Source organism: Actinopolyspora alba (assembly GCF_900112765.1).
In the GTDB taxonomy this organism is placed as follows: Bacteria; Actinomycetota; Actinomycetes; order Mycobacteriales; family Pseudonocardiaceae; genus Actinopolyspora; species Actinopolyspora alba.
The window spans coordinates 52,808-74,897 of record NZ_FOMZ01000016.1 but is presented as its reverse complement, the minus strand read 5'-3'; the positions used below and the strand labels follow the sequence as shown (position 1 = coordinate 74,897).

At 66.4% G+C, this 22,090-nt stretch carries 29 protein-coding genes; 22 read left to right on the top strand and 7 right to left on the bottom strand.

All coding sequences use genetic code 11. The annotated features are described in order from the left end of the window. Positions 1–13 precede the first annotated feature (13 nt). The 18 genes from BM150_RS20895 (at position 14) to BM150_RS20810 (ending at position 13,058) form a co-directional block, all read left to right on the top strand. Positions 14–793 (top strand): hypothetical protein, encoded by a 780-nt coding sequence (locus tag BM150_RS20895; RefSeq protein ID WP_092929236.1) that lies wholly within the window; start codon positions 14–16, stop codon positions 791–793. 12 nt (positions 794–805) lie between these two features. Then, a complete protein-coding gene (locus BM150_RS20890) occupies positions 806–1,657 on the top strand; it encodes a major capsid protein (RefSeq protein ID WP_092929234.1) in 852 nt (283 codons plus the stop codon). A gap of 14 nt (positions 1,658–1,671) precedes the next feature. Then, on the top strand, positions 1,672–2,025 hold the full coding sequence (locus tag BM150_RS20885) for a hypothetical protein (RefSeq protein WP_139219608.1): 354 nt from the start codon (positions 1,672–1,674) through the stop codon (positions 2,023–2,025). A 9-nt stretch (positions 2,026–2,034) separates the two neighbouring features. Beyond that, the gene (locus BM150_RS20880; RefSeq protein ID WP_092929231.1) at positions 2,035–2,628 is read left to right on the top strand and encodes a hypothetical protein; all 594 of its coding nucleotides are present in this window, start codon (positions 2,035–2,037) and stop codon (positions 2,626–2,628) included. After that, on the top strand, positions 2,625–2,951 hold the full coding sequence (locus BM150_RS20875) for a head-tail adaptor protein (RefSeq protein WP_092929229.1): 327 nt from the start codon (positions 2,625–2,627) through the stop codon (positions 2,949–2,951). Before BM150_RS20880 ends, BM150_RS20875 begins: the two co-directional genes overlap by 4 nt. A 10-nt stretch (positions 2,952–2,961) precedes the next feature. Next, complete coding sequence (locus tag BM150_RS20870) at positions 2,962–3,297, top strand: hypothetical protein (protein ID WP_092929227.1); 336 nt, start codon at positions 2,962–2,964, stop codon at positions 3,295–3,297. Between the two features lie 14 nt (positions 3,298–3,311). Then, positions 3,312–3,671: an HK97-gp10 family putative phage morphogenesis protein gene (locus BM150_RS20865; protein ID WP_092929225.1), complete on the top strand. Its 360-nt coding sequence runs from the start codon at positions 3,312–3,314 to the stop codon at positions 3,669–3,671. Continuing rightward, complete coding sequence (locus BM150_RS20860) at positions 3,668–4,114, top strand: DUF3168 domain-containing protein (protein ID WP_092929223.1); 447 nt, start codon at positions 3,668–3,670, stop codon at positions 4,112–4,114. Before BM150_RS20865 ends, BM150_RS20860 begins: the two co-directional genes overlap by 4 nt. Before the next feature lie 11 nt (positions 4,115–4,125). Continuing rightward, positions 4,126–4,545 (top strand): phage tail tube protein, encoded by a 420-nt coding sequence (locus BM150_RS20855; RefSeq protein WP_092929221.1) that lies wholly within the window; start codon positions 4,126–4,128, stop codon positions 4,543–4,545. Next, the gene (locus BM150_RS20850) at positions 4,542–4,919 is read left to right on the top strand and encodes a hypothetical protein (RefSeq protein WP_092929219.1); all 378 of its coding nucleotides are present in this window, start codon (positions 4,542–4,544) and stop codon (positions 4,917–4,919) included. The genes BM150_RS20855 and BM150_RS20850 overlap by 4 nt, the downstream gene beginning before the upstream one ends. Further along, positions 4,916–5,260, top strand: coding sequence for a phage tail assembly protein T (locus BM150_RS20845; RefSeq protein WP_092929217.1), 345 nt, complete (start codon positions 4,916–4,918; stop codon positions 5,258–5,260). Before BM150_RS20850 ends, BM150_RS20845 begins: the two co-directional genes overlap by 4 nt. 18 nt (positions 5,261–5,278) lie before the next feature. Next, entirely contained in the window at positions 5,279–7,558 is a 2,280-nt protein-coding gene (locus BM150_RS20840) for a phage tail protein (RefSeq protein ID WP_139219607.1), read from the top strand. Position 7,559: 1 nt separating this feature from the next. Next, a complete protein-coding gene (locus tag BM150_RS20835; RefSeq protein WP_092929213.1) occupies positions 7,560–8,420 on the top strand; it encodes a hypothetical protein in 861 nt (286 codons plus the stop codon). Between the two features lie 3 nt (positions 8,421–8,423). Next, positions 8,424–10,877, top strand: a complete 2,454-nt coding sequence (locus tag BM150_RS20830; RefSeq protein ID WP_092929211.1) for a hypothetical protein — start codon at positions 8,424–8,426, stop codon at positions 10,875–10,877. 5 nt (positions 10,878–10,882) lie between these two features. Continuing rightward, the gene (locus BM150_RS20825) at positions 10,883–11,572 is read left to right on the top strand and encodes a hypothetical protein (protein ID WP_092929209.1); all 690 of its coding nucleotides are present in this window, start codon (positions 10,883–10,885) and stop codon (positions 11,570–11,572) included. A 65-nt stretch (positions 11,573–11,637) separates the two neighbouring features. Continuing rightward, complete coding sequence (locus tag BM150_RS20820) at positions 11,638–11,955, top strand: hypothetical protein (protein ID WP_092929207.1); 318 nt, start codon at positions 11,638–11,640, stop codon at positions 11,953–11,955. A gap of 1 nt (position 11,956) precedes the next feature. Next, positions 11,957–12,811, top strand: a complete 855-nt coding sequence (locus BM150_RS20815; RefSeq protein WP_092929205.1) for a peptidoglycan recognition protein family protein — start codon at positions 11,957–11,959, stop codon at positions 12,809–12,811. Then, on the top strand, positions 12,801–13,058 hold the full coding sequence (locus tag BM150_RS20810; protein ID WP_092929203.1) for a hypothetical protein: 258 nt from the start codon (positions 12,801–12,803) through the stop codon (positions 13,056–13,058). Before BM150_RS20815 ends, BM150_RS20810 begins: the two co-directional genes overlap by 11 nt. A 47-nt stretch (positions 13,059–13,105) precedes the next feature. On the opposite strand, the gene BM150_RS20805 is transcribed toward BM150_RS20810, so the two are convergent. The 7 genes from BM150_RS20805 to BM150_RS20780 form a co-directional block, all read right to left on the bottom strand. Continuing rightward, the gene (locus BM150_RS20805) at positions 13,106–13,615 is read right to left on the bottom strand and encodes a type II toxin-antitoxin system VapC family toxin (RefSeq protein ID WP_175496948.1); all 510 of its coding nucleotides are present in this window, start codon (positions 13,613–13,615) and stop codon (positions 13,106–13,108) included. After that, positions 13,608–14,351 (bottom strand): hypothetical protein, encoded by a 744-nt coding sequence (locus BM150_RS23875; RefSeq protein WP_139219606.1) that lies wholly within the window; start codon positions 14,349–14,351, stop codon positions 13,608–13,610. The genes BM150_RS20805 and BM150_RS23875 overlap by 8 nt, the downstream gene beginning before the upstream one ends. A gap of 138 nt (positions 14,352–14,489) precedes the next feature. Further along, on the bottom strand, positions 14,490–15,641 hold the full coding sequence (locus BM150_RS20800; protein ID WP_092929199.1) for a methyltransferase domain-containing protein: 1,152 nt from the start codon (positions 15,639–15,641) through the stop codon (positions 14,490–14,492). Then, complete coding sequence (gene tgmB / locus BM150_RS20795; RefSeq protein WP_092929197.1) at positions 15,628–16,611, bottom strand: ATP-grasp ribosomal peptide maturase; 984 nt, start codon at positions 16,609–16,611, stop codon at positions 15,628–15,630. Before tgmB ends, BM150_RS20800 begins: the two co-directional genes overlap by 14 nt. Positions 16,612–16,629: 18 nt before the next feature. Beyond that, positions 16,630–16,971, bottom strand: a complete 342-nt coding sequence (gene tgmA / locus BM150_RS20790; protein ID WP_245755651.1) for a putative ATP-grasp-modified RiPP — start codon at positions 16,969–16,971, stop codon at positions 16,630–16,632. 278 nt (positions 16,972–17,249) lie between these two features. Beyond that, a complete protein-coding gene (locus BM150_RS23870) occupies positions 17,250–17,609 on the bottom strand; it encodes a hypothetical protein (RefSeq protein WP_139219605.1) in 360 nt (119 codons plus the stop codon). After that, positions 17,602–17,808, bottom strand: coding sequence for a hypothetical protein (locus BM150_RS20780; protein ID WP_092929193.1), 207 nt, complete (start codon positions 17,806–17,808; stop codon positions 17,602–17,604). The genes BM150_RS23870 and BM150_RS20780 overlap by 8 nt, the downstream gene beginning before the upstream one ends. A gap of 339 nt (positions 17,809–18,147) precedes the next feature. Between BM150_RS20780 and BM150_RS20775 the strand changes: the two genes are divergently transcribed. From BM150_RS20775 to BM150_RS20760, 4 genes are all read left to right on the top strand, one after another. Beyond that, a complete protein-coding gene (locus tag BM150_RS20775) occupies positions 18,148–19,005 on the top strand; it encodes a helix-turn-helix domain-containing protein (protein WP_217641795.1) in 858 nt (285 codons plus the stop codon). Continuing rightward, the gene (locus BM150_RS20770) at positions 19,002–19,199 is read left to right on the top strand and encodes a DUF397 domain-containing protein (RefSeq protein WP_092929189.1); all 198 of its coding nucleotides are present in this window, start codon (positions 19,002–19,004) and stop codon (positions 19,197–19,199) included. Before BM150_RS20775 ends, BM150_RS20770 begins: the two co-directional genes overlap by 4 nt. 1,070 nt (positions 19,200–20,269) lie before the next feature. Continuing rightward, positions 20,270–20,851 carry a TMEM165/GDT1 family protein gene (locus BM150_RS20765; protein WP_092929187.1) on the top strand — a complete coding sequence of 194 codons (582 nt, stop codon included), beginning with the start codon at positions 20,270–20,272 and terminating at the stop codon, positions 20,849–20,851. Between the two features lie 107 nt (positions 20,852–20,958). After that, positions 20,959–22,020, top strand: a complete 1,062-nt coding sequence (locus BM150_RS20760; RefSeq protein WP_092929185.1) for a saccharopine dehydrogenase family protein — start codon at positions 20,959–20,961, stop codon at positions 22,018–22,020. Positions 22,021–22,090: the final 70 nt, after the last annotated feature.

Sequence of the window (22,090 nt, the reverse complement as noted above, 5' to 3'; positions counted from 1 at the left end):
AGGGGAGATCAGTATGTCTACACAGGACAACATCCTGCCCACGCATCCTGTCACCGGCGAGACCGCGCTCGGACTTACCCGCCGCGGCCCGATCTGGCCCGTGGCCGGCGCCGCTCCGGAGGAGGATCCGGCCGGCCAGGACCCCGGCACCGAGACCGGCGAGGACGACACCGGTGAGGCCGGGAACAGCGCCCAGGGCGATGACGGCGGCACCGGTGACGACGGTGACCAGTCCGGGCAGTCCGCGCTCGGCGACGCCGGAAAGAAGGCCCTGCAGGACATGAAGGGCAAGTGGAAGTCCGAGCGGGAAAAGCGCAAGCAGCTGGAAGAGCAGCTGGAACAGGCCCAGACCCGGCAGAGCACCAGCACTAGCGGCACCGGCACCGGTGAGACAGATACGGAGGAGGTCCGCCGTCAGGCGGACAAGGAGGCCACTGCCAAGGCCAACCGCCGCATCATCAAGGCCGAGGTGAAGGCCGCCGCGTCCGGAAAGTTGGCCGATCCGGCTGACGCGGTCCGGTTCCTCGACCTCGAACAGTTCGAGGTCGACGAGTCCGGCGACATCGATTCCGACGAGGTCGCTGAGGCGATCACCGAGCTCGTCACGAACAAGCCCTACCTGGCCGCGCAAGGCGGTAAGCGATTCCAGGGCACCGCGGACTCCGGAGCCCGCAAGGGCAACACGGGTCCGAAACAGCTCACTCGCGACGACCTGAAGCGGATGAGTCCCGAAGAGATCACTGCCGCCAAGAAGGAAGGCCGTCTCAACGACCTTCTCGGGCGCGCGAACTAAGGAGGGGCCACCATGGCCATCACCAACTTCATCCCGGAAGTCTGGTCCGCGCAGCTGTTGACCTCGCTGAAGAACTCGCTGGTGTATGCGCAGTCCAGCACGGTCAACCGCAACTACGAAGGCGAGATCAGCAACTACGGCGACTCCGTGCGCATCACCAACGTGGTGCGGCCGACCGTGGGCACCTACACCGCCCACACCGACATCACCGTCGAAGAGGTCTCGGACGAATCCCGAACCCTGGCGATTGACCAGTCGAAGTACTTCGCGTTCGAAGTCGACGACATCGAGTCCCGGCAGGCCCGCGGCGGCGTCATGGACGAGGCCGCCAGCGAGGCCGCCTACGTGCTGTCCGACACCGCGGACGCGTTCCTGGCCACCACGATGCAGGCCGGTGTGGCCGCGTCGAATCAGCTCACCGCCGTCGGTGACGGCACCACCGGGGCGACCACGAGCGAGCTGGTGCAGCTGCTGATCGACATGAAGGTGCGCCTGGACGAGGAGAACGTGCCCAGCCAGGGCCGGTGGGTGGCCATCACTCCGGCGATCCACGGCTCGCTGCTGAGCTCGGACCAGTTCGTGCGGGCCGACGCGTCCGGCAGTACCCAGGCCCTGCGCAACGGCATGGTCGGCCGCGCGTTCGGGTTCGACGTGTTACTGAGCAACAACGCCCCGGCCGGTGCGTCCAGCGGCAAGACCGTCATCGCCGGCCACGCGATGGCCACCTCGTATGCCGAGCAGATCAACAACGTCGAGGCGATGCGGCTGGAGAAGCGCTTCTCCGACGGGCTGAAGGGGCTGCACCTCTACGGCGCGAAGGTCATCCGTCCGACCGCGCTCGTGACCTGCGACGTGACGCTGTGACCAGGGAGCCGAGGATGAGCGAACCGAGATGGTACCGCGTGAGAGGCCCGCTCGGCGCGGTGTTCGCCGTGCAGGTCCCGTCCCGTGGGGTGGACGAGCGCACGTTCCGCCGGCGCGTGGCCGACGGGGAGTGGACAGTCCTCGAACGCCCGGGCGACACCGAGAAGACCGACCCCGACCACGCTGACGGCACCGTCACCGAGGAGACCGGGGACGAGGCGGACACCGCTGCCGCGCCGGATCGTCCGGCCCAGTCCGCCGCGAAGTCCGACTGGATCTCCTACGTCGTCGGTGCGCTGGGTGTGCCGCGCGCCGAGGTCGAGTCCTACACCAAGCAGGACTTGATCGACCTCGCCGACGAGGCGTGAGGGGGCATTATGGCGTTGCCCCCGCTGGCCACGGTCGCCGATCTGGACGACCGCGGCGTCACCGTCGACTCCAGCGAGACGCGGGTGGTGGAGACGGCGTTGGCCGCGGCCAGTGCGGAGATTCGGGACGCGGCCGGCTGCCCGATCAGCCAGACCACCTCCACCGTGGAGGTGGAAGCCCCGTCCGGTCCGTGGCTGCGGCTGCCGGCCCCACCGGTGGAGACGGTCACCGAGGTGGCCCTCGACGGGCAGACGGTGTCCGACTGGCGCCTGGTCGCCGGCACGCTGTGGCGCCGGGCCGGCTGGCTACCGCAGCACGGTCCAGGCGTGGTCACGGTGACCTACACCCACGGGCTGCCCACCGTGCCGGAGGATCTGGTGCACCTGGTGTGCCGGATCGCGGCCACCACGCTGATGGCCTACCGCTCCGCCCCGGACGGGTCCGCGCTGACGGTGGACACCGTCACCAGCGAACGCATCGGGGACTACTCGGTCAACTACGACAACGACGGCAAGACGACCGAGGTCGAACTGTCCGACCGGCTGCGGTCCCGCATCGCCGCACGGTTCGGTAACAGCGCGGGCATGGTGGGCACCCGATGAGGCGCGGCATCACCCACCGGCTGATCGAGACCGCCACGGTCGAGCGCTCAGTCTCCACCCCGGACGGGGCCGGCGGCTGGACCCAGACGTGGCAGCAGGTGGGCACCGAGCCCGCCCGGCTGTCGCAGCCGCACCCGGCCGAGCAGACCACCGCCGACCGGTCCGAAGCCCAGGTCAGTCACGACGTGTACCTGCAGCCGGACGCCGACGTGCGCCGCGGCGACCGGCTGTCCCTGCGCGGGCTGGTGCTCGAGGTGGCCGCCGTGGTCGAACCGAGCGTGCCGATCTACCGCAAAGCGAGCTGCACCAGCACACAACCGTAAGGAGAAACCGATGGCCACTGTGGAGGCCCAGGAGCTGGCGGCCGCCGGCACGGACGGGCTGACCTGGACCGCGGCCGCATCCGGTGGCGACGAGGTTCCCACCGGACGCGGCCTGGTGCTGCTGATCCGCAACACCGACACCGCCGCGCACACGGTCACGATCACCACGCCGGTGACGGTGCGCGGAGTGGCGGTCGACGACGTGACCCGCAGCGTGGCCGCCGACGGCGTGGCGGCCGTGCCGATGGTCGACGAGCTCTACCGCGATCCGGCCAGCCGGCGGGCCGCGCTGTCCTACGACGCGGCCACCGGCATCGAGCTGGCCGTGCTGCGCCTACCGCGCTGAAGGGAGGGTCCGCTATGGCCAGAGCGACGCTGCGTGGCGACAAGCGGCTGCATCACCAGCTGCGCCGGCTGCGCCACCAGGCCCCGGAGATCGCCGCCGAGGCGGGACAAGCCTGGGGCGAGGCGGTGCAGGCCGATGCCCGCTCGCGGGTTCCCGACCGCACCGGCCGGCTCAAGCGCGGCATCACCGTGCAGGTCCAGAAACGGAGCCTGTCGTTTTCGGTGGGCACCCATAATGGTCCGTTCTATGGGCACCTGGTCGAAAACGGCACCAGCGATACCCCGGCCCAGCCGTTCCTGCTCCCAGCGTTTACTGCCCACCGCGGGGACATCGTGCGCTACGTCCGGGCCGCGGTGGAGACGAGGCTGCCATGAGCGCCATCGAACCGCTGCAGCACACGGTCTATCGGAGGCTGGCCGACTCGACCGCGCTGGCTGAGCTGGGCTGCGACGTCTACGACGAGGTTCCCGAGGCGGCCGAGCCGCCGTATCTGGTGCTCGGCGAGTTCACCGAGGACGCCGCGGACTCGCACACCACGGTCGGCTCGATCGTCACCGTGACGATGCACGCGTGGTCGAAATATCGCGGCTACCGCGAGACCGCCCGAATCCTGGACGCGGCTGATCGCGCGTTGCACCGCACCCGCCCGACCGTGGACGGCTACCGGGACGTGGGCATCACGGTGCAGAACCGGCAGTACCAGCGCGACCCGGACCCCACGTTGCGGCACGGCATCGCCCGCTACGAGGCGCGGTTGACCCGCGACAAGACCACCACCGCTGGCGAGCTGGACCTCGCCGGCGTCGACGAGCAGTAAGGAGAGTTCCCATGGCGGGACTGAACGGCTTCGGGGTGATCGCCGAACTCGGCGACGGGGCCGGGGCCTACACCCCGATTGCGAACGTGACCAACGTCGGCGGCCCGGAAACGGAACGCGAAACCGTCGACGTCACCGCCCACGATTCCCCCGGTGGGTGGCAGGAATTCAGGGGCGGCTTGAAAAACGGCGGCGAAGTATCGCTCGAGCTGAACTACGACCCGCGCGAACACGACACGCTGCTGGCCGAGTACGACCAGGACGACCCGCGGCCGTGGCGCATCGTCTGGCCGAATTCGATCGGCTACATGACCTTCGGCGCGATCATGACCGGGTTCTCCCCGGAAGCGCCCACCGACGACAAGCTCGCCTGCGAGGTCACCCTGCAGGTCTCCGGTAAGCCCGAAACGTTCGAAGGAGCCCCCGCATGACCACCACCGACCAGAGCGCCGAGTCGACATTGCTCACCCGTGAGGCGATCCTGGCCTGCGACGACGAGGTCACCGAGATCGTGTCGGTGCCCCAGTGGGACGGGACGGTGCGCGTCACCAGCCTCACCGGTAAAGAGCGCGACCGCATCGAAGCGCACATGATCGGCAAGGACGGCAAGGCCAAGCTCGACAACCTGCGGGCGCGGGTGGTGGCCGCGTCGGTGGTCGACGAGCAGGGCCGGCGGCTGTTCGCCGAGACCGATCTCGAGGCGCTGTCGGGCAAGAACGCCGCTGCGTTGGATGCGATCTTCACCGTGGCCCAGCGGGTCTCCGGCATGTCCGACAAGGACGTGGACGAACTCACGGGGGAATGAGGACGCGGCCAGGCCGGAGGTTCGCCTTTCGCCTGGCCGCGCACCTCGGATACACCGTCGACGAACTCCTAACTCGCATCACCGCTCGCGAGCTTGCCGAGTGGCAGGCGTTCGAACGCCTCGAGGGACCGCTCGGCGGAGCTCGGGGCGACGTGCACGCGGCCATGATCACTGCCGCGATCACCAACGCCAACCGCAGTAAAGGCCCCCCGAAGAAACCGGCCGAGTTCCTGCCGCAGTGGGACAAGGCCATGGCGACGCGGCAGCAGACCGCGGACGAGATGTTCGCCCAGGCCAAGGCGATCACCGCCCGGCTGGGCGGCACGAACCACACAACATAGCGCGAGGGGGTGGTGCTCGTGGCCACCCTGCAAAGGTTGCTCGTCTCGCTGGGCATGGACGAGGGCGACTTCACCAACAGCATCGGCCGTGCCGAGAGGCGGCTGTCACGGTTCCGCAGCGACGTCGACGCGACGTCGAAGAAGGTCGCCTCGTTCGGTAAGTCCCTGTCGCGGGTGGGCAAGTATGCTGCGTTCGCGTCGCTGGCCAATTCCGCCAGCGGGTTGACCGCGGCGGTGGTGCCGGCGGCCGGGGCGCTGTGGATGCTGCCCGGCGCGGCCGCGGCCGGCGGGGCCGCGATGGGCACCCTGGCGGTGGCCACGTCCGGGTTCGGCGACGCGCTGTCGAACATGGACGATCCGGAGAAGTTCGCCGAATCGGTGGCGCAGCTGTCCCCGAACGCGGCCGCGGCGGCGCGCGAAGTGCGGGCCCTGTCCGACGAGTGGTCCGGGCTGGCCGACAGTGTGCAGCAGTCCGCCTTCGCCGGAGTCTCCGGCGAGATCGAGACGCTGGGATCGACCTACATTCCGGTGCTGAACACCGGCATGACCGCTCTCGCCGGCTCGTTCAACGACGCGGCCATGGAAGCCAGCGGGTTTCTGCAGCAGGCCCAGACGGTTTCCGACGTGGAGGCCATTCTGGCCGACACCCAGACGACGCTGGACAACACCACCGACGCGGTCGAACCGCTGCTGTCGGCGCTGCGCGACATCGCGGCCGTGGGCTCCTCGGTCCTGGCGGACGTCACCGGCGGCGCCGGGGACGCGGCGCAACGGTTCGCCGATTTCGTCTCCGCTGCCCGCGAGTCCGGCCAGCTCGAGGAGTGGATGCACTCCGGGTTGGAGACGCTGCGGCAGCTGGGCACCATCGCCGGTAACGTCGGCTCGGGGCTGAAAGCGATGTTGTCCGCGGCTGATGCCAGCGGCGGCGACTTCCTGGCCACGTTGGTGCAGCTGAGCGACCAGTTCGCCACCTGGGCCAACTCCGCCGAGGGGCAGGAGCAGCTCGCGCAGGTCTTCCAGGTGCTGCAGATGATCTCCGGGCACCTGGCCACGATGCTGCCGATCGTGGCCTCTGCCGTAGCCGACGTCGTCTCCTGGTTCACCGCACTACCGGCACCGGTGCAGCAGGTGGTCACGGGTTTCCTCGCTGCGAGCCTGGTGGCCGGAGTGCTGATCAAGAAGTTCTCCCCGCTGATCGCAGTGCTGGGCCGGCTCGGTGGAGCGTTCCTCACCAGCGCGACGACCCAGGGAAAAGCGGTCAACCGCATCCTGAAAGGACTCGACAGACTCAAGAGCGCGATCGGAGCTGCCACGGCCAGCGTTGCCCGGTTCACCGCCCGGGTGGCGGCACGATTCGCAGTGATGGCCGCCCGGGCAATCGCGAAAACCACGATCATGGCCGCCCGGGTGACAGCACAGTTCGTGTTGATGGCCAGCCGCGCGCTGGCGCAGATGACGGTCATGGCCGCCCGGGTGGTGGCCCAGTGGGCGATCATGGCAGCCGGAGCCATGGCCCGGGCCGTGGTCATGGCCGCGTCCTGGCTGGTCGCGATGGGCCCGGTCGGCTGGGTCATCGCTGCTGTCATTGCCCTGGTCGCGTTGATCATCGCCAACTGGGACCGCGTGAAAAGGTGGACGGTCAAGGCGTGGCGAGCAGTTTCCGACTGGGTGGCGAAGGCGTGGGGCTGGATCGTCGACACGGTGACCGGAGCCGGTCGTGCCGTGTGGCGCGCGGTCCGAAACGCGTTCCAGTCGGCCTACGACTGGGCCGTGCGCAAGGCCGCTGAGCTGGTCGTATGGGTGCGCGGCCTACCGGACCGCATCCTGTCCGCGCTGGGCAACCTGGGTTCGCTGCTGCTGGATGCCGGGCGCGACATCATCCGCGGACTCTGGGACGGCATCAAGTCCATGGCCGGCTGGGTCGGCCGCAAGATCAAGGGACTGGTGTCCAACATCGTTCCCGGACCGGTCGCCGACGTGCTCGGCATCAGCTCGCCCTCGAAGGTGATGGCCGAGCTGGGCCAGTGGGTCCCGGAAGGGCTGGCCGTCGGGATCGACGCCAACACCGGCTCGGTCGAGGCGGCCACCCGCGACATGGCCTCCGCGGCCGCGACCATGCCCACCCCCGAACCACGTTCGGCGCGGGAGCAGGACACGGCGGTCTCGCCGGAGCTGCTGGCCGCGCTGCGCCAGGCGGTGACCGAGGGGATGCCCGACGAGCTGGTCATCGACCGGCGCGGCGGGCGCGTGCTGGCCCACGTCGTCAACGACATCAACGCATCAGACAGGAGGCGATGACGTGGCCACCACCTATCTCGGACGGCTCGGTGGGCTGCGCCAGATCCGCCCTCGCACCGACATCAGCACGAAACCGACACGCATCGGCGGCACCCACACCGCCCTGTCCGGGCGGCGCACCGTTGACTACCTCGGCACCCAGCTCACCCACACCCTGGCGCTGCCCCGCATGCGCCCGGACGAGTACGCGTTCTTCCAGGCGATCCACGAGCGGCACGTGCCGGGGCCGCTGCGGCTGCTGTGGCCGGCGGACATCGGCCGCAACCGGCTCTCCCGGAGCTCGGCGTCGATGTCGCGGGGCGGGCAGGATCTGTCCACCCTGGACGCCACCGGTGGCAGCCTCACAGGGACGGGTGCCTGGCCGTCGGCGGCCCCGCCGGTGGGCCGCGGGGTGCGGTGGGTCAACGCCGGGCCGGGGGAGGCGATCCGGATCGACCGGGGCAGGCCCGCCCCTGTGCTCGAGGGCGAGACCGTCACCGCTTCGCTCTACGTGCGCTCCACCGCGGAAGACGAGGTGCAGCTCGGACTCAACCACTACGGCGACGACGGGGCGGGCGGGGGCTATCTGGGCAGTCCGACGCTGGCCGACCCGGTGACCCTGACCGCCGACACGTGGACCCGGTTGTCGGTGACCACCACACCCGGCGTGGCCACGTGGGCTGTGTCCCCGGCGGTGCTGCTGGTTTCCCAGCCGTCCGGCTCGTCGGAAATCACGCTGGCCGCCGCGCAGGTGGAGGCCGCTGCGTCGGCCTCGGACTGGACGCAGGGTGGGGGAGCCCCGGTGGTGGTGGTCGACGAGATGCCGACCACCCGTCCCTACGTGCCGTACGTGACCCCCGAGCTGACCCTGATGGAGGTGTGACCGGTGCAGACCCACGGCGGCCAGGAGGCCGCAGACGTGATCGAGGGGAACGAACGCGAGTTCTCGGCGGTGCTGCGTGTCGACTGGAACCGCAACGGACTCTATGACCACCCGCTGTCGGACCTGTCACCCTACGTCGAGGACATCTCCGTGGGGCGGGCGTGGTCCTCGTCCATCCCGGACGAGGTGCCGGTCGTGTCCGGCTCGGCCGCCGCCGAGCTGTCGATAACCCTGGCTGGAACCTACGACGGGATGCCACTCGCGTCCGCGATGTCACGCTTCAACCCGCACGGACCGGTTTACGGCGCCGAGCTCGCGGGCTGCGAGATCACCTACGACATCGAGGTGCACACCGAAGGCGGCACGGTGACCTACCGTCAGATGGTCGGTGTGACCCGACGGCCGAGGATCACCCGCGACGACGGCACGGTCAGCCTCACCGCGCTGGATCGAGAAGAGAAAACCCGGTCCCCCGTATCCATGCCCCGGTGGGCGGTGTCGCGTTACTGGCAGGACCAGGGGCGCAGGCAGGCTCAGCTCTGCGATGGGCAGTGGTTGATCGACCATGCGCTGCGGTCGTGCGGGGTGTCCCCGACCGGGCAGACATGGATGACCTGGTCGGATCTGGAGATCCAGGAAGGGGACACGCAGGACATCAACAAGGCGCGTTGCGTCATCACCGGAACCGGCGGCCTCGCCCCCAGCGTAGGGTGGTACGACAATTTCACCGCCCAACGATTTCCGAATGTCGAGGGCGGCGCGCCGGACATGTACGTTGTCGACGGCGTACAGGATTCGGCATTGTCGGACGATCCGCAAGCACCACTACCGTTGTGCTTCAACGATCATGACGCGGATTACCTATCGAAATACTGGGTCGATGATCGGGACACATTGTTTCCCGACAACACGCACTATCTGTCAGTACAGCTCGTCACCCGCTCCGGTGCGCAACACACCACCAACGATGTCCCACTCATCGGAGTACGACTCAGTCGGCGCGACATCGAAATGTACGTCTCCGAGGGAGATGTATGGCTGCTGTGGCGCGATCTGGAAGCCGGCACGTTCCACACCACCCAGCGCTACACCATCCCCACAGGGCAGGACTCGGTGCACGTCGAGGCAGCATTCGAGCACAGCCCCGAAAATGGGCTGCGCGCCTATGTCGGTTTCGACCGCACTCCGAATCCGTGGGTGCAGTTCTCGACGGATCCGCCGCCGGAGTCGACTCCGTGGGATCCACTCATCGGCCTCGTCACGGTTCATCGAGTAGTCAGGTTCAACGACCTGATGTATCAGCACAACGACTGGGCAGACGCCCGCCAAAGCGTGGACACGCTGGTGAAAACCACGGATTACCAGGCAGCGTTGGACACCTCGAAAAACAAGCTGACGCATTTCCCACGTGCCCGTTCCGGCGACGACGCGTGGACCATCATCAAAGACGTAGCCGACGCCGAAGCGGGCGCAGCTTTCTGGGACGAATACGGTATTTTCAGGTTTTGGAACCGCGACCGCCTCGCACAGAAACGTAACAATGCGGTGCGCACGCTCACCGTGGACGGCCTGTCATCGCTCGAGATGTCGACAAACCTCGACAGCGTCCGCAACGTATACACCATCGAAACGCAAACCACCATCGGTGTGAACGGCATCGCCTACGAGGCCGACGATCCCGACCTGTTTCGGGTGCCAGCCAGCAACGATGAACAGGACAATCGATTCCGCATTCCCGTAGACAATATTGTGCTTCCCCGCCCGTGGACACTGGTCCAGCATGACACCCTCGGCGACGAGGGGAGCGGATTCGCACAATGGTCCGACCAGGTCGCACATGGATTCGTGCCGCAATGGCTGGAAAACGAAACCTGGTCAGAGGATCAGTTCAAGGATTTGCTCAATATCCAGTACTGCTGGCTCGACCGTGACGGGCAACTAACGTTCCAAATCAGTAACGGGTTCGCATTCCCGATGCGACTCGCGATGGACCCGACCTCGTCGGGAGGGGAGTCACGAGGTGCGCTGCGCATCATGGGGTCGCTCCTAGAGGATCGCGGTAGCACCACCACCACGATGCGCGACACGACCTCGGTCCAAAAGTACGGGCGCAGGAACTTAAAATTGTCCGGCGATTGGCATCACGACACTGGTCAGGTCGAGGGGCTCGCCTCGGAGCTATTGGCGCGTACTGCCGAACCGGTCCCGACTACCGACGACATCGACATACCCGGGGATCCGCGCCTGCAGTTGGGCGACACGATCGAGATCGTCGACACTACTTCCCGCGAGGGATTCGGAACGTTCCGTGCCCAGATCTACGGGATCAGTAGAAAATTCTCGGCTAATAGCGGACTGACCGACACGCTGTCGGTGGAGATCGTACGCGATCCTGTGCAGGGAATCTGGGACGACCCCGCATATGGCATTTGGGGACAATCACTCATCTGGAGCTAGACGCGATGGCAACGATTTCGCACGTCGAGCCTGGCAGCGTTGCCAGCTCGACCCACCAAAACGGGCTGATCGACCAGCTCAACGCCAACACCGACGACATCGCCGCGAACAATTCACGGATTATTACCGTCGAGGACCGGCTGAACCTCTATTCGAACGCCGGTGATGACGCTCGATACGGCGATCAAATCTCGAGCATGACCCGATTTGGCCGCAGCATTGAGCCTTTGTCGAACGGTTATCTGACGATGGTGGCTGCTATTTCGCCGCAGGCCGTGACCGTCTCCGAGGTGCGGCTCGGCGTCAACGTCGCCGCCGACAACACGTCCGGTACCGGTGATTTCGAAATGAGGTTCTACACCGGACCCGACACGAACACTCTCACCGCGGTAACCGCGACGTTTACCGATGTGGACGCGGTCACCAGTAACCAGCTCGCCGTGATCGCGCTACCGAGCTCGGTCTCCCTATCACGGGGGCAGGTGGTGGCACTCGGCATGCGTGCCACCGGCTACGACGCCGCGCCGAGCCTTACCTCGACCAGCCCGGCCACCGGGATGCAGCCGATCATCAACCCGGAACCCACGGTGTACAGCTGTTTCGCACAGACCACGAACGCGATCGGGTCCAGCGCGAACATGGCGTCGAGTTTCTGGACAAGTTCGAATCAGATCTACTGGTTCGCCCTCGCATAAAGGAGACATTCCGTGGACGTCGGTACACAGCACACCGGCCTATTCCGTCGCTCCGAAGGAGACCCATGACTGAGACACCGACCGACGTGGCGCTGGGCTACGTCAAGGAACAGCTGGACGGGCTGCGAACAAGCATGCAGGACGAGTTGGCAGCGATTCGCAGCGATCTGTCCGCCATCACCTCGGAAATGCGATCGCACATGGCCGAACACGGCCCGCGGGTAGCAGTCCTCGAGCACCGAGTTGCCCAGGCCGAGCAGAACCTCGCCAACCTGCAGGCCGCCCGCACCCGCGACCGCGGGCTCCGGTGGGCCCTACTGGTGGCCATCATCGGCGCTGTTCTCGGTTGGGTTCCCACCCTCGTCACGTTGACCGGAGGCTGACATGCCACCCTCACCGCCCTATATTCCCGCCAACCTGACCGGCGGGCCGCAGGAGCGCATCGATCGGATCGTCATTCACGGCACGGTGAAGCCCGGCACCTACTGCGGCGCAGCCAAGGACTTGGGCGCGTACTTCCGGGATCTGCAGGAGCCGTCGGATTCTGAAGGTCGGTGGGCGAGCTGCCACTACGGCGTCGACCCGTGCGAGACGTACCAGTACGTCTACGACCACACCATCGCCTACCACGCGCCGCCGAACGACGGTTCGATCGGCGTCGAGCTGTGCGATCCGCAGTCCGGGCCTGACGCCCGGTGGGACGACGAGCAGCACCAGGCGATGCTCGACCGCGCCGCCGAGCTGGTCCGCCAGCTGTGCCGGGCCTACGACATTCCCATGGTCTGGCTCTACCCCGACGACCTCACCGCCGGCGGCCGCGGGATCACCGACCACGAAAACGTCGGCCTCGCCTGGGGCCAGACCTCCCACATCGACCCCGGCTGGTCCACCAGCCGGTCCGATGACTTCATCCGACGAGTTCTCACGGAGGAATCCGACGTGTCCTACGACGACGCCGCCCGCGCTGTGCGGGACGTACTCACCGAAAAGACGCACCAGAGCAGGGTGCCCGGAAGCGATGTGACCTTCAGCCTGACCGATTCCATTCTGGATACCAACCGCTTCGCTTACGACCTGTTCTCCGCTGATGGATCAGGTGCGATGAGCACGGAGCAGCTGCGCCAGGTGGTGCGCGACGAGGTCGCCAACGGGCTCGGCGCCGGCTACGAGCAGGCCGCCGACGCCATCGCCCTGCGTGTCGGACAGCGCATCGTCGGGGGTGGTTCGGATGAGTCGTGACTACCTGCGCAGTGTGGCGCGCACCTGGCTACCCATGGTATGGGGCGCGGTGGTGGGCTGGCTGGTCACAGCCGAGATCGTGCCCGCCAGCATGGCTCCGGAGATCCAGGCCAGCCTGATGGCGGGTTCGGTGCCGATCGTAGGAGGGCTGCTCTACGCTGCGGCCCGGTGGTTCGAACTCCGTCTGCCCCGATGGGTGCGACGGCTGGTGTTCGGCTCGGTTGTCGAGCCGAACTACAACCAGTGATAGATGTGCCCCGGTGGTTGGCACGGAGGTCAGAGGCGTGTGCGTGTCTAGATCTCGAGACTGAGTTGATCCTCGGAGCTGTCTGAGGTCGAACTGTCTGGGATCTGTGGCTCGCACACGGTTAGGCCGCTGATCTTGTCGCCGATCTTCAGTAAGTCGTTGTCCCAGGTGTAAAGAGTTTCGCAACGTGCGAGTTCGGCGGCCGCAAGTATGGAGGCGTCAAACCCCTTGAGGTCATGTTCCGGTGCCAGCTCAGCAGCTCGTCGTGCGACGCGTTGGTCAATCGAGACGAACACGTACGTCCTGCGGTTTAGCCACTCCTGGGCTCGCTGGATACGTTGAGCTCGCTCGTGCTTCCCGCCATGATCGCCTCGTATTGCTCCAGCTCCCAGCAACTCTGGGGCAACGATCGAGGGAAGCACGACAGTGTGTAAGAGGCCGTGCTGCTCGAACACCCATTTGGATGGTTCCTGTCGTTGTTGATGGGGATCCGGCTCCAGCAACGTCGCGAGGATGACGCAGGTGTCGGCCGCCACCCGTGGCAACAGATCAGTCACGCTGCCTACGCACCACCTCGACCGGGTCCATTCCACCCGTCCAATCGCTGCCGAGAATGTTAACTAGTTCATCGATTCGCGCTGGAGGCCCAGGGTCGGGCAATACGTCGATCTTTTCCAGCGTGATTCGATCGACTTGTCCGTCCGCGTTGTGGTGCATCATCCCCCATGCGCACACGTCATAGGTCACTGCACTGGCGACTGTTCTCCTGAGCTCGTCGGGCACCTTGATCTCGACGGTTTGCAGGGTTACTTCATCGGTCACCCCAGCTATCCAGGTCGAGTCGTTGTATCGAAACAACCGACCCTGGATAGACCCGATGGAGTCGGGCCAACGCTCTAGACTCTTTTCCGCATTATGCAACAGTGCTTCGTCGATGAGAGCCAGTGTTTTACCGAGGGCGATTCGCACATCATCGACCCCACGCTTCTCGCGGACCTTGCCTAGCTTGGTGACTTGACGAACCGCATCAGGTGACCACCCAGTGGGGATACCAGGGCGTTCGGCAAGTTCATCAAGACCGCGGCTTACAGTGGTCGCGACGTCAGGTCGTCCTCGCAGTTCGACCTTGTACGAACCGAGCTGAAGACCAGTGATGTTCCATTCCGGCTTGTCATCCGCAGGCTGCAGCTTCTCTAAGAGCTTGAGCAGGTGGTTAAGGCCCTCAGTGAGTGCTCGAGGGTCCATCTGGCCATGCGGTCCATTGATGTCCAAGTAGACCTCACCGGCTTCCATGACACACACCTCCTCTCAAGCCCTATCATGCCCTACCGCACTCGTCTGTGTCTGCGTCATCGAACACATCGTTATCCGTGTCGAGGCAGAGCCCACGAAGCGCCCCGGACTCTTCAGTCCGGGGCGCTTCTTTCGTGGTTACAGGGGCCAGTGGACGGCGCTGTCGGGGTGGTCCATCCAGAGCCACTGGTGGTGGGCGGTGGCGGTGATGCCGAGGCGGGGCCATTCGGGTTTGCCGTGGGTCAGCCAGGTGCGGTGGGCGTGTTCGACGGGTTCCCACAGCGGGGTGGGGCCGGTTTCGGTGACCTCGTGTCGACCGTCGCCGGAGGCGGTGAGGGTGATGTCGGCGGCCGAGCCGTCGGGGGCGGTCATGGTGGCCGCGGCCGGTTGGGCGGTGTCCGGGTCGAGGCGCATGCCGATTGTGACGCCGGCGGGCAGCCCGTGGAACTGGGCCAGCAGCCACACCACGGTGTTGTCCCACCAGGGAGTGGGTGGTGTGGCCGTCGTCCGGCTGCGGGAGTTGCCGGTATCGGGCGGTCGGTGCTCGGTGGGGGCGGTCGAATCGGCACTGCGCATTCCCATGAACGAGGCCCACTGGCCGGCGAACCGGCCTTCCAGCCGGTCGCCACTGTGGTGGAGGAGAGCGAGTCCGCCGGCGTTGATCGCTGCGGGCATCACATTGACGAGCACCGTGCTGCCTGCAGCGAGCTGGTCGGCCCAGGGCCACGGCACCCGCGGTACCGAGCAAGTGGCGATGATGCGGTCGTAGGGAGCGTGCTCGGGCAGTCCGTCCGCGCCGTCGCGGCAGGCGAGGGTGGGATGGTGCCCGATGCTGGCCAGCCGGTCGCGGGCGGCCTCGACCAGAGCAGGGTCGATGTCGACGGAACACACGTTGCGGTCACCGAGCCGGTGGCACAGTAGCGCGGTGGTGTAGCCAGAGCCGGTGCCCACGGCCAGCACCCGGTGTTGGTCGTGGACGTCGAGCAGTTCCAGCATGGATACGATGAGGTCGGGTTTGGTGCTGCTGGACAGTGGGTGATCTCGCTCGTCGAGCGAGGTGACCAGCGTGGTGGGGGAGTAGGCCGCGTCCAGGCCCTCCGGCGTGGCCGTGTCCACGGACTCCCATTCGTAGTGCTCCGGGGTCTGTCGGTAGAAGGTGGGAACCAGTTCGTGGCGGGGCGTGGCGGCCACGGCCGATTTCCACGCGGGGGTGTGCAGCGCCCCGTCAGCCTCCAGCCGGTCGGCCAATCGCCTCGCCAGATCGGTCCAGGCGTCCTCACGCAGTGACACGGTGGCGCTCCTCGTGGTCGGTGGGGTCTGAGGTGAGCAGTTCGGCCAACTGGTCGGTGATCGCCGCACCGGTGGCAGCCTCGAGCCACCCGTACTGCCCGCCCGGGTTGATCTCCAGAAAGATCCACTGCTCGTCGGGTGTGATCACGAAGTCCAGCGCGCCATAGTGCAGACCGAAGTGCCGCATCAGTGCGCGCACGCCTTCGGTGACCTGCTGTGGTGGGTCGATGAGTTCGTAGTGCAGTGCGCTGATGTCGCTGCGCCAGTCCACGCGTGACGCAGCGCTCTCCGCATGTATACGCACAGTAGTAATTGTGTCACCAACAGCGATGACGCGTGCCTCGGCCTGCTTTGGTGCCCACCGCTGGGCCAGGTGCACTGTCGACTCGATACCGGTCAGGTCGTCGAGATCAGCCGTGTCGAGTACGCGTGTCCAGGCCACGGAGTGGGTGTCGTCGTTGGTGAGGCTGGTGTTGCCGAGCATCTTGGTCACCGTGCGGCCACGCCGTGCGAACGAGGTGAACGTTGCCGGTTCGTTGGTCACCGCGGTCTCGGGTACGCACAGGCCGAGTTGGCTCGCTGCGGCGAGTTGCATCGGTTTGTACGCCGCGTCGGCCAGTCGAGACGGGTGGTTGACCCACACGGCCGGCAGTGAGGCCAGCACCCCGCCCAGGCCGTACTTCGCTTCGAGGAACGCGTGTTGACGGACCTGCGGTTCCCACTCGTTCGGGAACTGGAACGCCTCGGGCGCGCGGTAGTACACGCCGGTGACTTCGGCCAGATCGATGGTGCGCGCGGGAGTGGTCAGGTGTCCGCACCAACGGTCCCCGCGCAGCTCGGCGGCCAGGCCGAGCTGCGCGGGGAACCATCCGGTGTTCACCCGATACACCCGCGTGCCCCGTCGCTGGACGGCTTCGACCATCGCGTCCGCGCTGGGATCGATGTCGCGAGCGAGGATGAGCACTGTCACGGGTGAAGCCCTTTCGGGTCAGTTCGACTCGGGCATGTCCGGGGCGAAGTCCTTGGCCGACCAGTCCTCGGAGGGACCTTCGTTGCCATCCATGTTGGTGCTGGTCATGCCCATGTGGAGTTCATGCAGCGGCATGCCTTCGTCGTCGACAGCGAGCTGGCGATCGTGGTCGTAACGACCGTTCAGTTCCCTGCTGGCCGAATCGCCGACGGCAACCATGTTCCGTAGTCCCCACGGCCGGGGGGCAGGACCGGCGGGCTGTGTCTCCTGAGGACGCGCCAGTGGGAACTGGGCCGAGTGCGAGGCCACCGGGTCATAGGCGAACGCTTCAGTCCGCTCATCGGTGAACATCGTCGTCATACTTCTCCTTTCTCGCAGGGCAGTCCTGCCCTGCACGTGTCTCCGACAGTTCGGGGGAACCGCCGGGCATTCCCGGTAGGACCGGGCTGGATTCCGCTGGGCCGGCGGTTGTCACAGGGGAGCCGGCCCGGCGGCAACGGTTCGACGACGGCCGGGGGATATTCGCCAAACCGTGATCGGGGTGGACGCCCGGCCGATGCCTTCGGGGGCAGGCACCGGCCGGGCAGGACGGCCCGATGCCGGACGTCGGGGGGTGTCAACGGCACCGGACCGTGGTTCTACAGGGCGTGTAGCCCGGCCAGGGCACGTTCGAGCAGATCCATCGAAGGCCGCTCGTCGGGCGCGGTATCCTGGGTGGGCCGACCCGGTAGCTTGGTCCTACCGGGTCGGCGCTTTACCGCCGCCGACAGCGGAAGCGTCCCGCGCCAGTGCGACCGCCGAGGTCGCCCGATCGCGGGCATGATCTCGGTGGGTGCCGCGTCGGCTCGCACCTCGTCGGTCATGGTCTGTCCTGCCTGATGTCGTAGCCGCTCGACGGTAAGCGCGCCCGGCCCCGTGTAGGCATGACGAGCTCGCCGTGGCGGATGGTGGCTGCGAACTGTGTGGTCCTGGCAGGACACGGGTAATGACTCAGGCATCGGAACCACTCCCCTCGATCACGGTGGCACCGTCCAGCTCGTCGGCGTAGCGCCGGAGACGGTCGGCCAGCAGTTCGAACACGTCAGCGGCCTCGCGGCACTGCCGACCGGTAGCCACCCGACCGGGAATATCGTGCGAGAGCTGCTCCATGCGCCACTGCTCGTGCGCGACCCACATCGCGAATTCCCCGGGGGTCATGCCCGCTCACCTGCCCGGATCGCTGCGTCCAGTACGTTCCGCAGCAACTTTGCTTGCGCGATCGTCCACCGTGTCTGGTTGTAGATGGTCGGCGTGTCAATCTGAATCACGTCGGGCGTGTGCGGCGAGATCCACACGCGTACCGATCCGTTTCCGCCTTCGTGGCAGCAGCGCACCCGAGTTCCCGGGTGCGCCACCTTGTATCTCTGTGGCATCGGTAACCTTCCGTGTGTTCGCGCAACCAACTTGGTTGCATGACCAATATGTCGGTGGCGAAACCAGTACACAATGGCCCGATTGGGCGACACTGAGTACTGAATTTCTTTGTACGATTGGTTCATGGCTGCAACCAGCGGAACGCCACGTGGTCGGGCATTGGCAGCGGCACTTCGAGAAGCACGAATTTCCCGGAATGTTGGCCTGCGTGACCTGGCGAGAAGCGTCAGGATCTCGCATACGCTCGTGTCGCAATGGGAGCACGGTCATCGCCTGCCAAAAACCGAAGACGTCGCGACCGTGCTGACAGGGCTCGGTGTAGATGCCGCTGAACGCGACCGCATCATCGAGCTTGCCCGCAACGCGGGAGAGAGTGACTGGCTCACCTCCGGCATCCCTGGCATGTCTCAACAGATGGCCGGAATGCTCGAATGCGAGCGAGCAGCGTCGGACATCATCGACTGGTCGCCGCTGCTCGTCCCAGGGTTGCTGCAAACCTCGGACTATGCGCGGGCGATCCTTGGCGCTGGCGACGCTCCCCGCGAGCAGGTGGAACCTCGCGTCCTCTTTCGCTCCGGCCGCCGCGACATCTTCAACGGCAACCCGCCGACACGACTACACGCGCTGATCGGCGAGTCAGCGTTGCGACTGCAGGTAGGGGGCGACTCGGTGTTGGCCGACCAGCTTCGTTACCTGCTCAAAGTCGTTGAGTGGTGGGACAGCATCACCATTCAGGTAGTGCCGAACAAGACGGACTGGCACCCCGGATCGGCGGGGCCGTTCGTGCTGTACGAGTTCGACGATAGTCCACCCATCGTCCTGCTGGAGCACCATAGATCATCGGTGTTCTTGTACAACGAGGACGACCTGACCGAATACAAGTCGGCGGCGGATACGCTTCGGAAGGATGTGGCGATGAGTCCCGAGGCCACTGCGGAACTCATCGCCAGTGCCGCCGACGAAATGGAGACAACATCATGACGGTACCGCACAGCCCCGATAACTGGCGCAAGTCTGCCTACAGCGGGCAAGACACCAACTGCGTCGAGGTCGGCCGCATCCCCGATGGTGCGGCGGTGCGTGACACGAAGGACCGCTCCGCGGGCTACTTCACCACCACCGGCTCGCAGTGGTCCGCGTTCATCGACGCGGTGAAGAGCGAGCGGTTCGGCTGATCGCCGCTGATCGTCAGAGAGCGAAACGCCCCCGGTGCGCCCGGGGGCGTTTTTACAGCTCGACCGGGTCTCGCCGCGAGGTAGGCGGTGCGAGGTCCAGGTGGGTAGGCCCGCGATACCCGTGATCGTTATCGGACTGTTCGGATACGACGAGGAAGATCGTTTAGCGACACGATAACTGTGGCCGCATCGCTCGTAGCCGACCTGCATTTACGCAGGCAGAGCACAGCGCAGAAGCGTCGATGTCTTACAAGCAGGGGGTCGCTGGTTCGATCCCAGCTGCGCCCACCCTCTGTCAGCTGCGAAAACGAGTCCTGCCGTGATCGGTAGGACTCGCTTCGTCTTCTCTTGGTCTCAGTTCCGGTCTCGGTCCGTGACGCCGCCTTCGCATTCTCGTGCGTTTTCGGTGGGAACCGTTCAGAAAGTGTGTAGAAACGTGCACTCTCTGAGCCGTCGTATTACTACGCGGCCTTGACCGCACCCGTGGGTGCGGTCTTCCCGTGGCGATACCCTGCGCCAGCGGAGCTGGTCTTACCGAGGTTTCCAGCGGGCTTGTTTACCGTCCCGGCGCAACTCTCCGTGGACGCCGCCGTAGCGGACGATCAGGACCTCGGGGCGGCTTGGCGTTCGCTACCCCGAACTCCTTCACCACGGACAGTATCACACTGTTTGGCACACAGTTACACAGGAGCGGGAACAGCTAACAACCCCGTGAACGCGACCGCGGCGCACCACCTCCCTCCCGACGATTTCGCGAGAAATCGACGCCGCGGTGATGTGGTGCCGTATTTGTCGTCGTGCGGCCACGCATTTCTTTTCTGGCTTCGGGGAAACGATTGTTTCGGGTCGGCGAAATCGATTTTTGGTCGTTCTGCGCAATTGGATCCATTTGTGGTTTACGACATTGGATGTTGATTTTCGCGGGAATGTGGGTAATGTGGGCGAAGCCGACCGGAAGTGGTGTTCCTAAAGGTGCTGTCGTGCCGAAATGCCTGTGCACGGGTTCGCTCCGGTTTCGGTGATGAGACGCGGCGGGATGTTCGATCCGCCCCGACAAGTTTGGAGCCCACGTGCTCGTGAGCCTCGCGCTCAGCTCCGTCGCGATTTTCGTCGCGGAGCTGGGTGACAAATCGCAACTGCTCGCCATGACGTTCGCGACGAGATACCGTGCCTGGCAGGTTCTGCTGGGAATCACCGTGGCCACGGTGCTCGTGCACGCCCTTTCCGTGGCGTTGGGCTTCGGAATCGGTAGCGCGCTGCCGAACGGGTGGGTGGAGCTCTGCGCGGGCGTGGCTTTCCTGGGGTTCGCGCTCTGGACACTGCGTGGCGACGAACTCGACGATTCCGGAGACGCCGCCGCGTCCCGCCGCGGCGTCCGTGCCGCCCTGCTGGCGGTGACCGTGGCGTTCATGCTCGCCGAGCTGGGCGACAAGACGATGCTGGCAACCGTCACGCTGGCCACTCGCCACGACTGGCTGGGCACGTGGCTCGGCTCGACGCTGGGGATGGTCGCGGCGGACGCGCTGGCCATCGTTGCCGGCCTGCTGCTGGCTCGGCGCCTGTCCTCACGCGCCGTGCGCTACGGAGCGGCTTCGCTGTTCGCGGTGTTCGGGGGATGGATGATCATTTCCTCACTTCCCTCGATCGGGTAGGTTTGTCGCTCGGCGCGATACGGTGCCGGGTTCCGACGTGGAGTCCGACACGGTGCGCGCCTCTAGTCGCGGCGTGATACCCGACCGTCGATCGCGGAGGCTGGCCCATGGTCTGGATGCTCTACGGCGCCACCGGTTACACCGGCCGGTTGGTCGCGGAGCTCGCCGTGCGACGCGGACACCGCCCGGTGCTCGCCGGACGGGACCCCCGCAAACTCGCCGCCACCGCAGTGCCGCTCGGACTGGAGTACCGAACGCTGGACCTGCGGGACACCCACCGGCTCGACGCGTGCCTGCGGGAGGTCGACACCGTGGCGCACTGCGCCGGTCCGTTCTCCGCGACCTCGGCTCCGATGGTCGATGCCTGTCTGCGTACCGGGACCCACTACCTGGACATCACGGGCGAGGTGGACGTTTTCGAGGCCGCCTTCGAGCGGGACTCCGAGAGCAGGGCCGCGGGTGTGACTCTGTTGCCCGGCGCCGGTTTCGACGTGGTGCCGACCGACTGCCTGGCCGCGATGGTCGCTGCCGAACTGCCCGACGCCACCGATCTCGATCTCGCGTTCACCACCACCGGTGGCATCAGCCCGGGGACGCTGAAGAGCGCGTTGGAGGGCGTGTCGTTGGGCGGTCGGGTCCGGTTGGAGGGCGCCCTGCGTGACGTGCCCGTCGGTTGGCGCAGACGCACGGTCGACTTCCCCGGGGGACAGCGAGTCGTGACCTCGCTGCCCTGGGGGGATGTGGCGACGGCTTACCGCACCACGGGCATCGGCAACATCACGGCCTTCGCGGGGCTGCCCGGCCTCGACCGGATGAATCCGACCGCCGCGCGTGTCACCCGGGACCTGTTCGGCAAACCCCGGGTTCGACGCATCGCCAACACCGCGATCGACGCCTTCGTACGGGGACCGGGCCGTGGCAGCAGGTCGGCCAGCCGTGTGGAGGTCTACGCCGAGGCCGGTGACGCGGCGGGCAACGCGGTCAGTGCCGCGCTGATCGGGCCGGACACCTACGATCTCACCGCCGACGCGGTGCTGCGTGTCGTCACCGCGATCGAGGCTGGTGAGGTTCCGGTCGGTACGCGCACCCCCGCCACGGCTCTCGGCGCCGACTTCGTGCGTTCACTCGAAGGGGTGCGTGTGGTGGAGCCCCGGTACTTTCCGGCATAGGGACACCCGGAACGCTGTTGTGACTCGGATGTTCGGCGGACGCGATCGAACCGGTTCGGGAGCCGGTAAG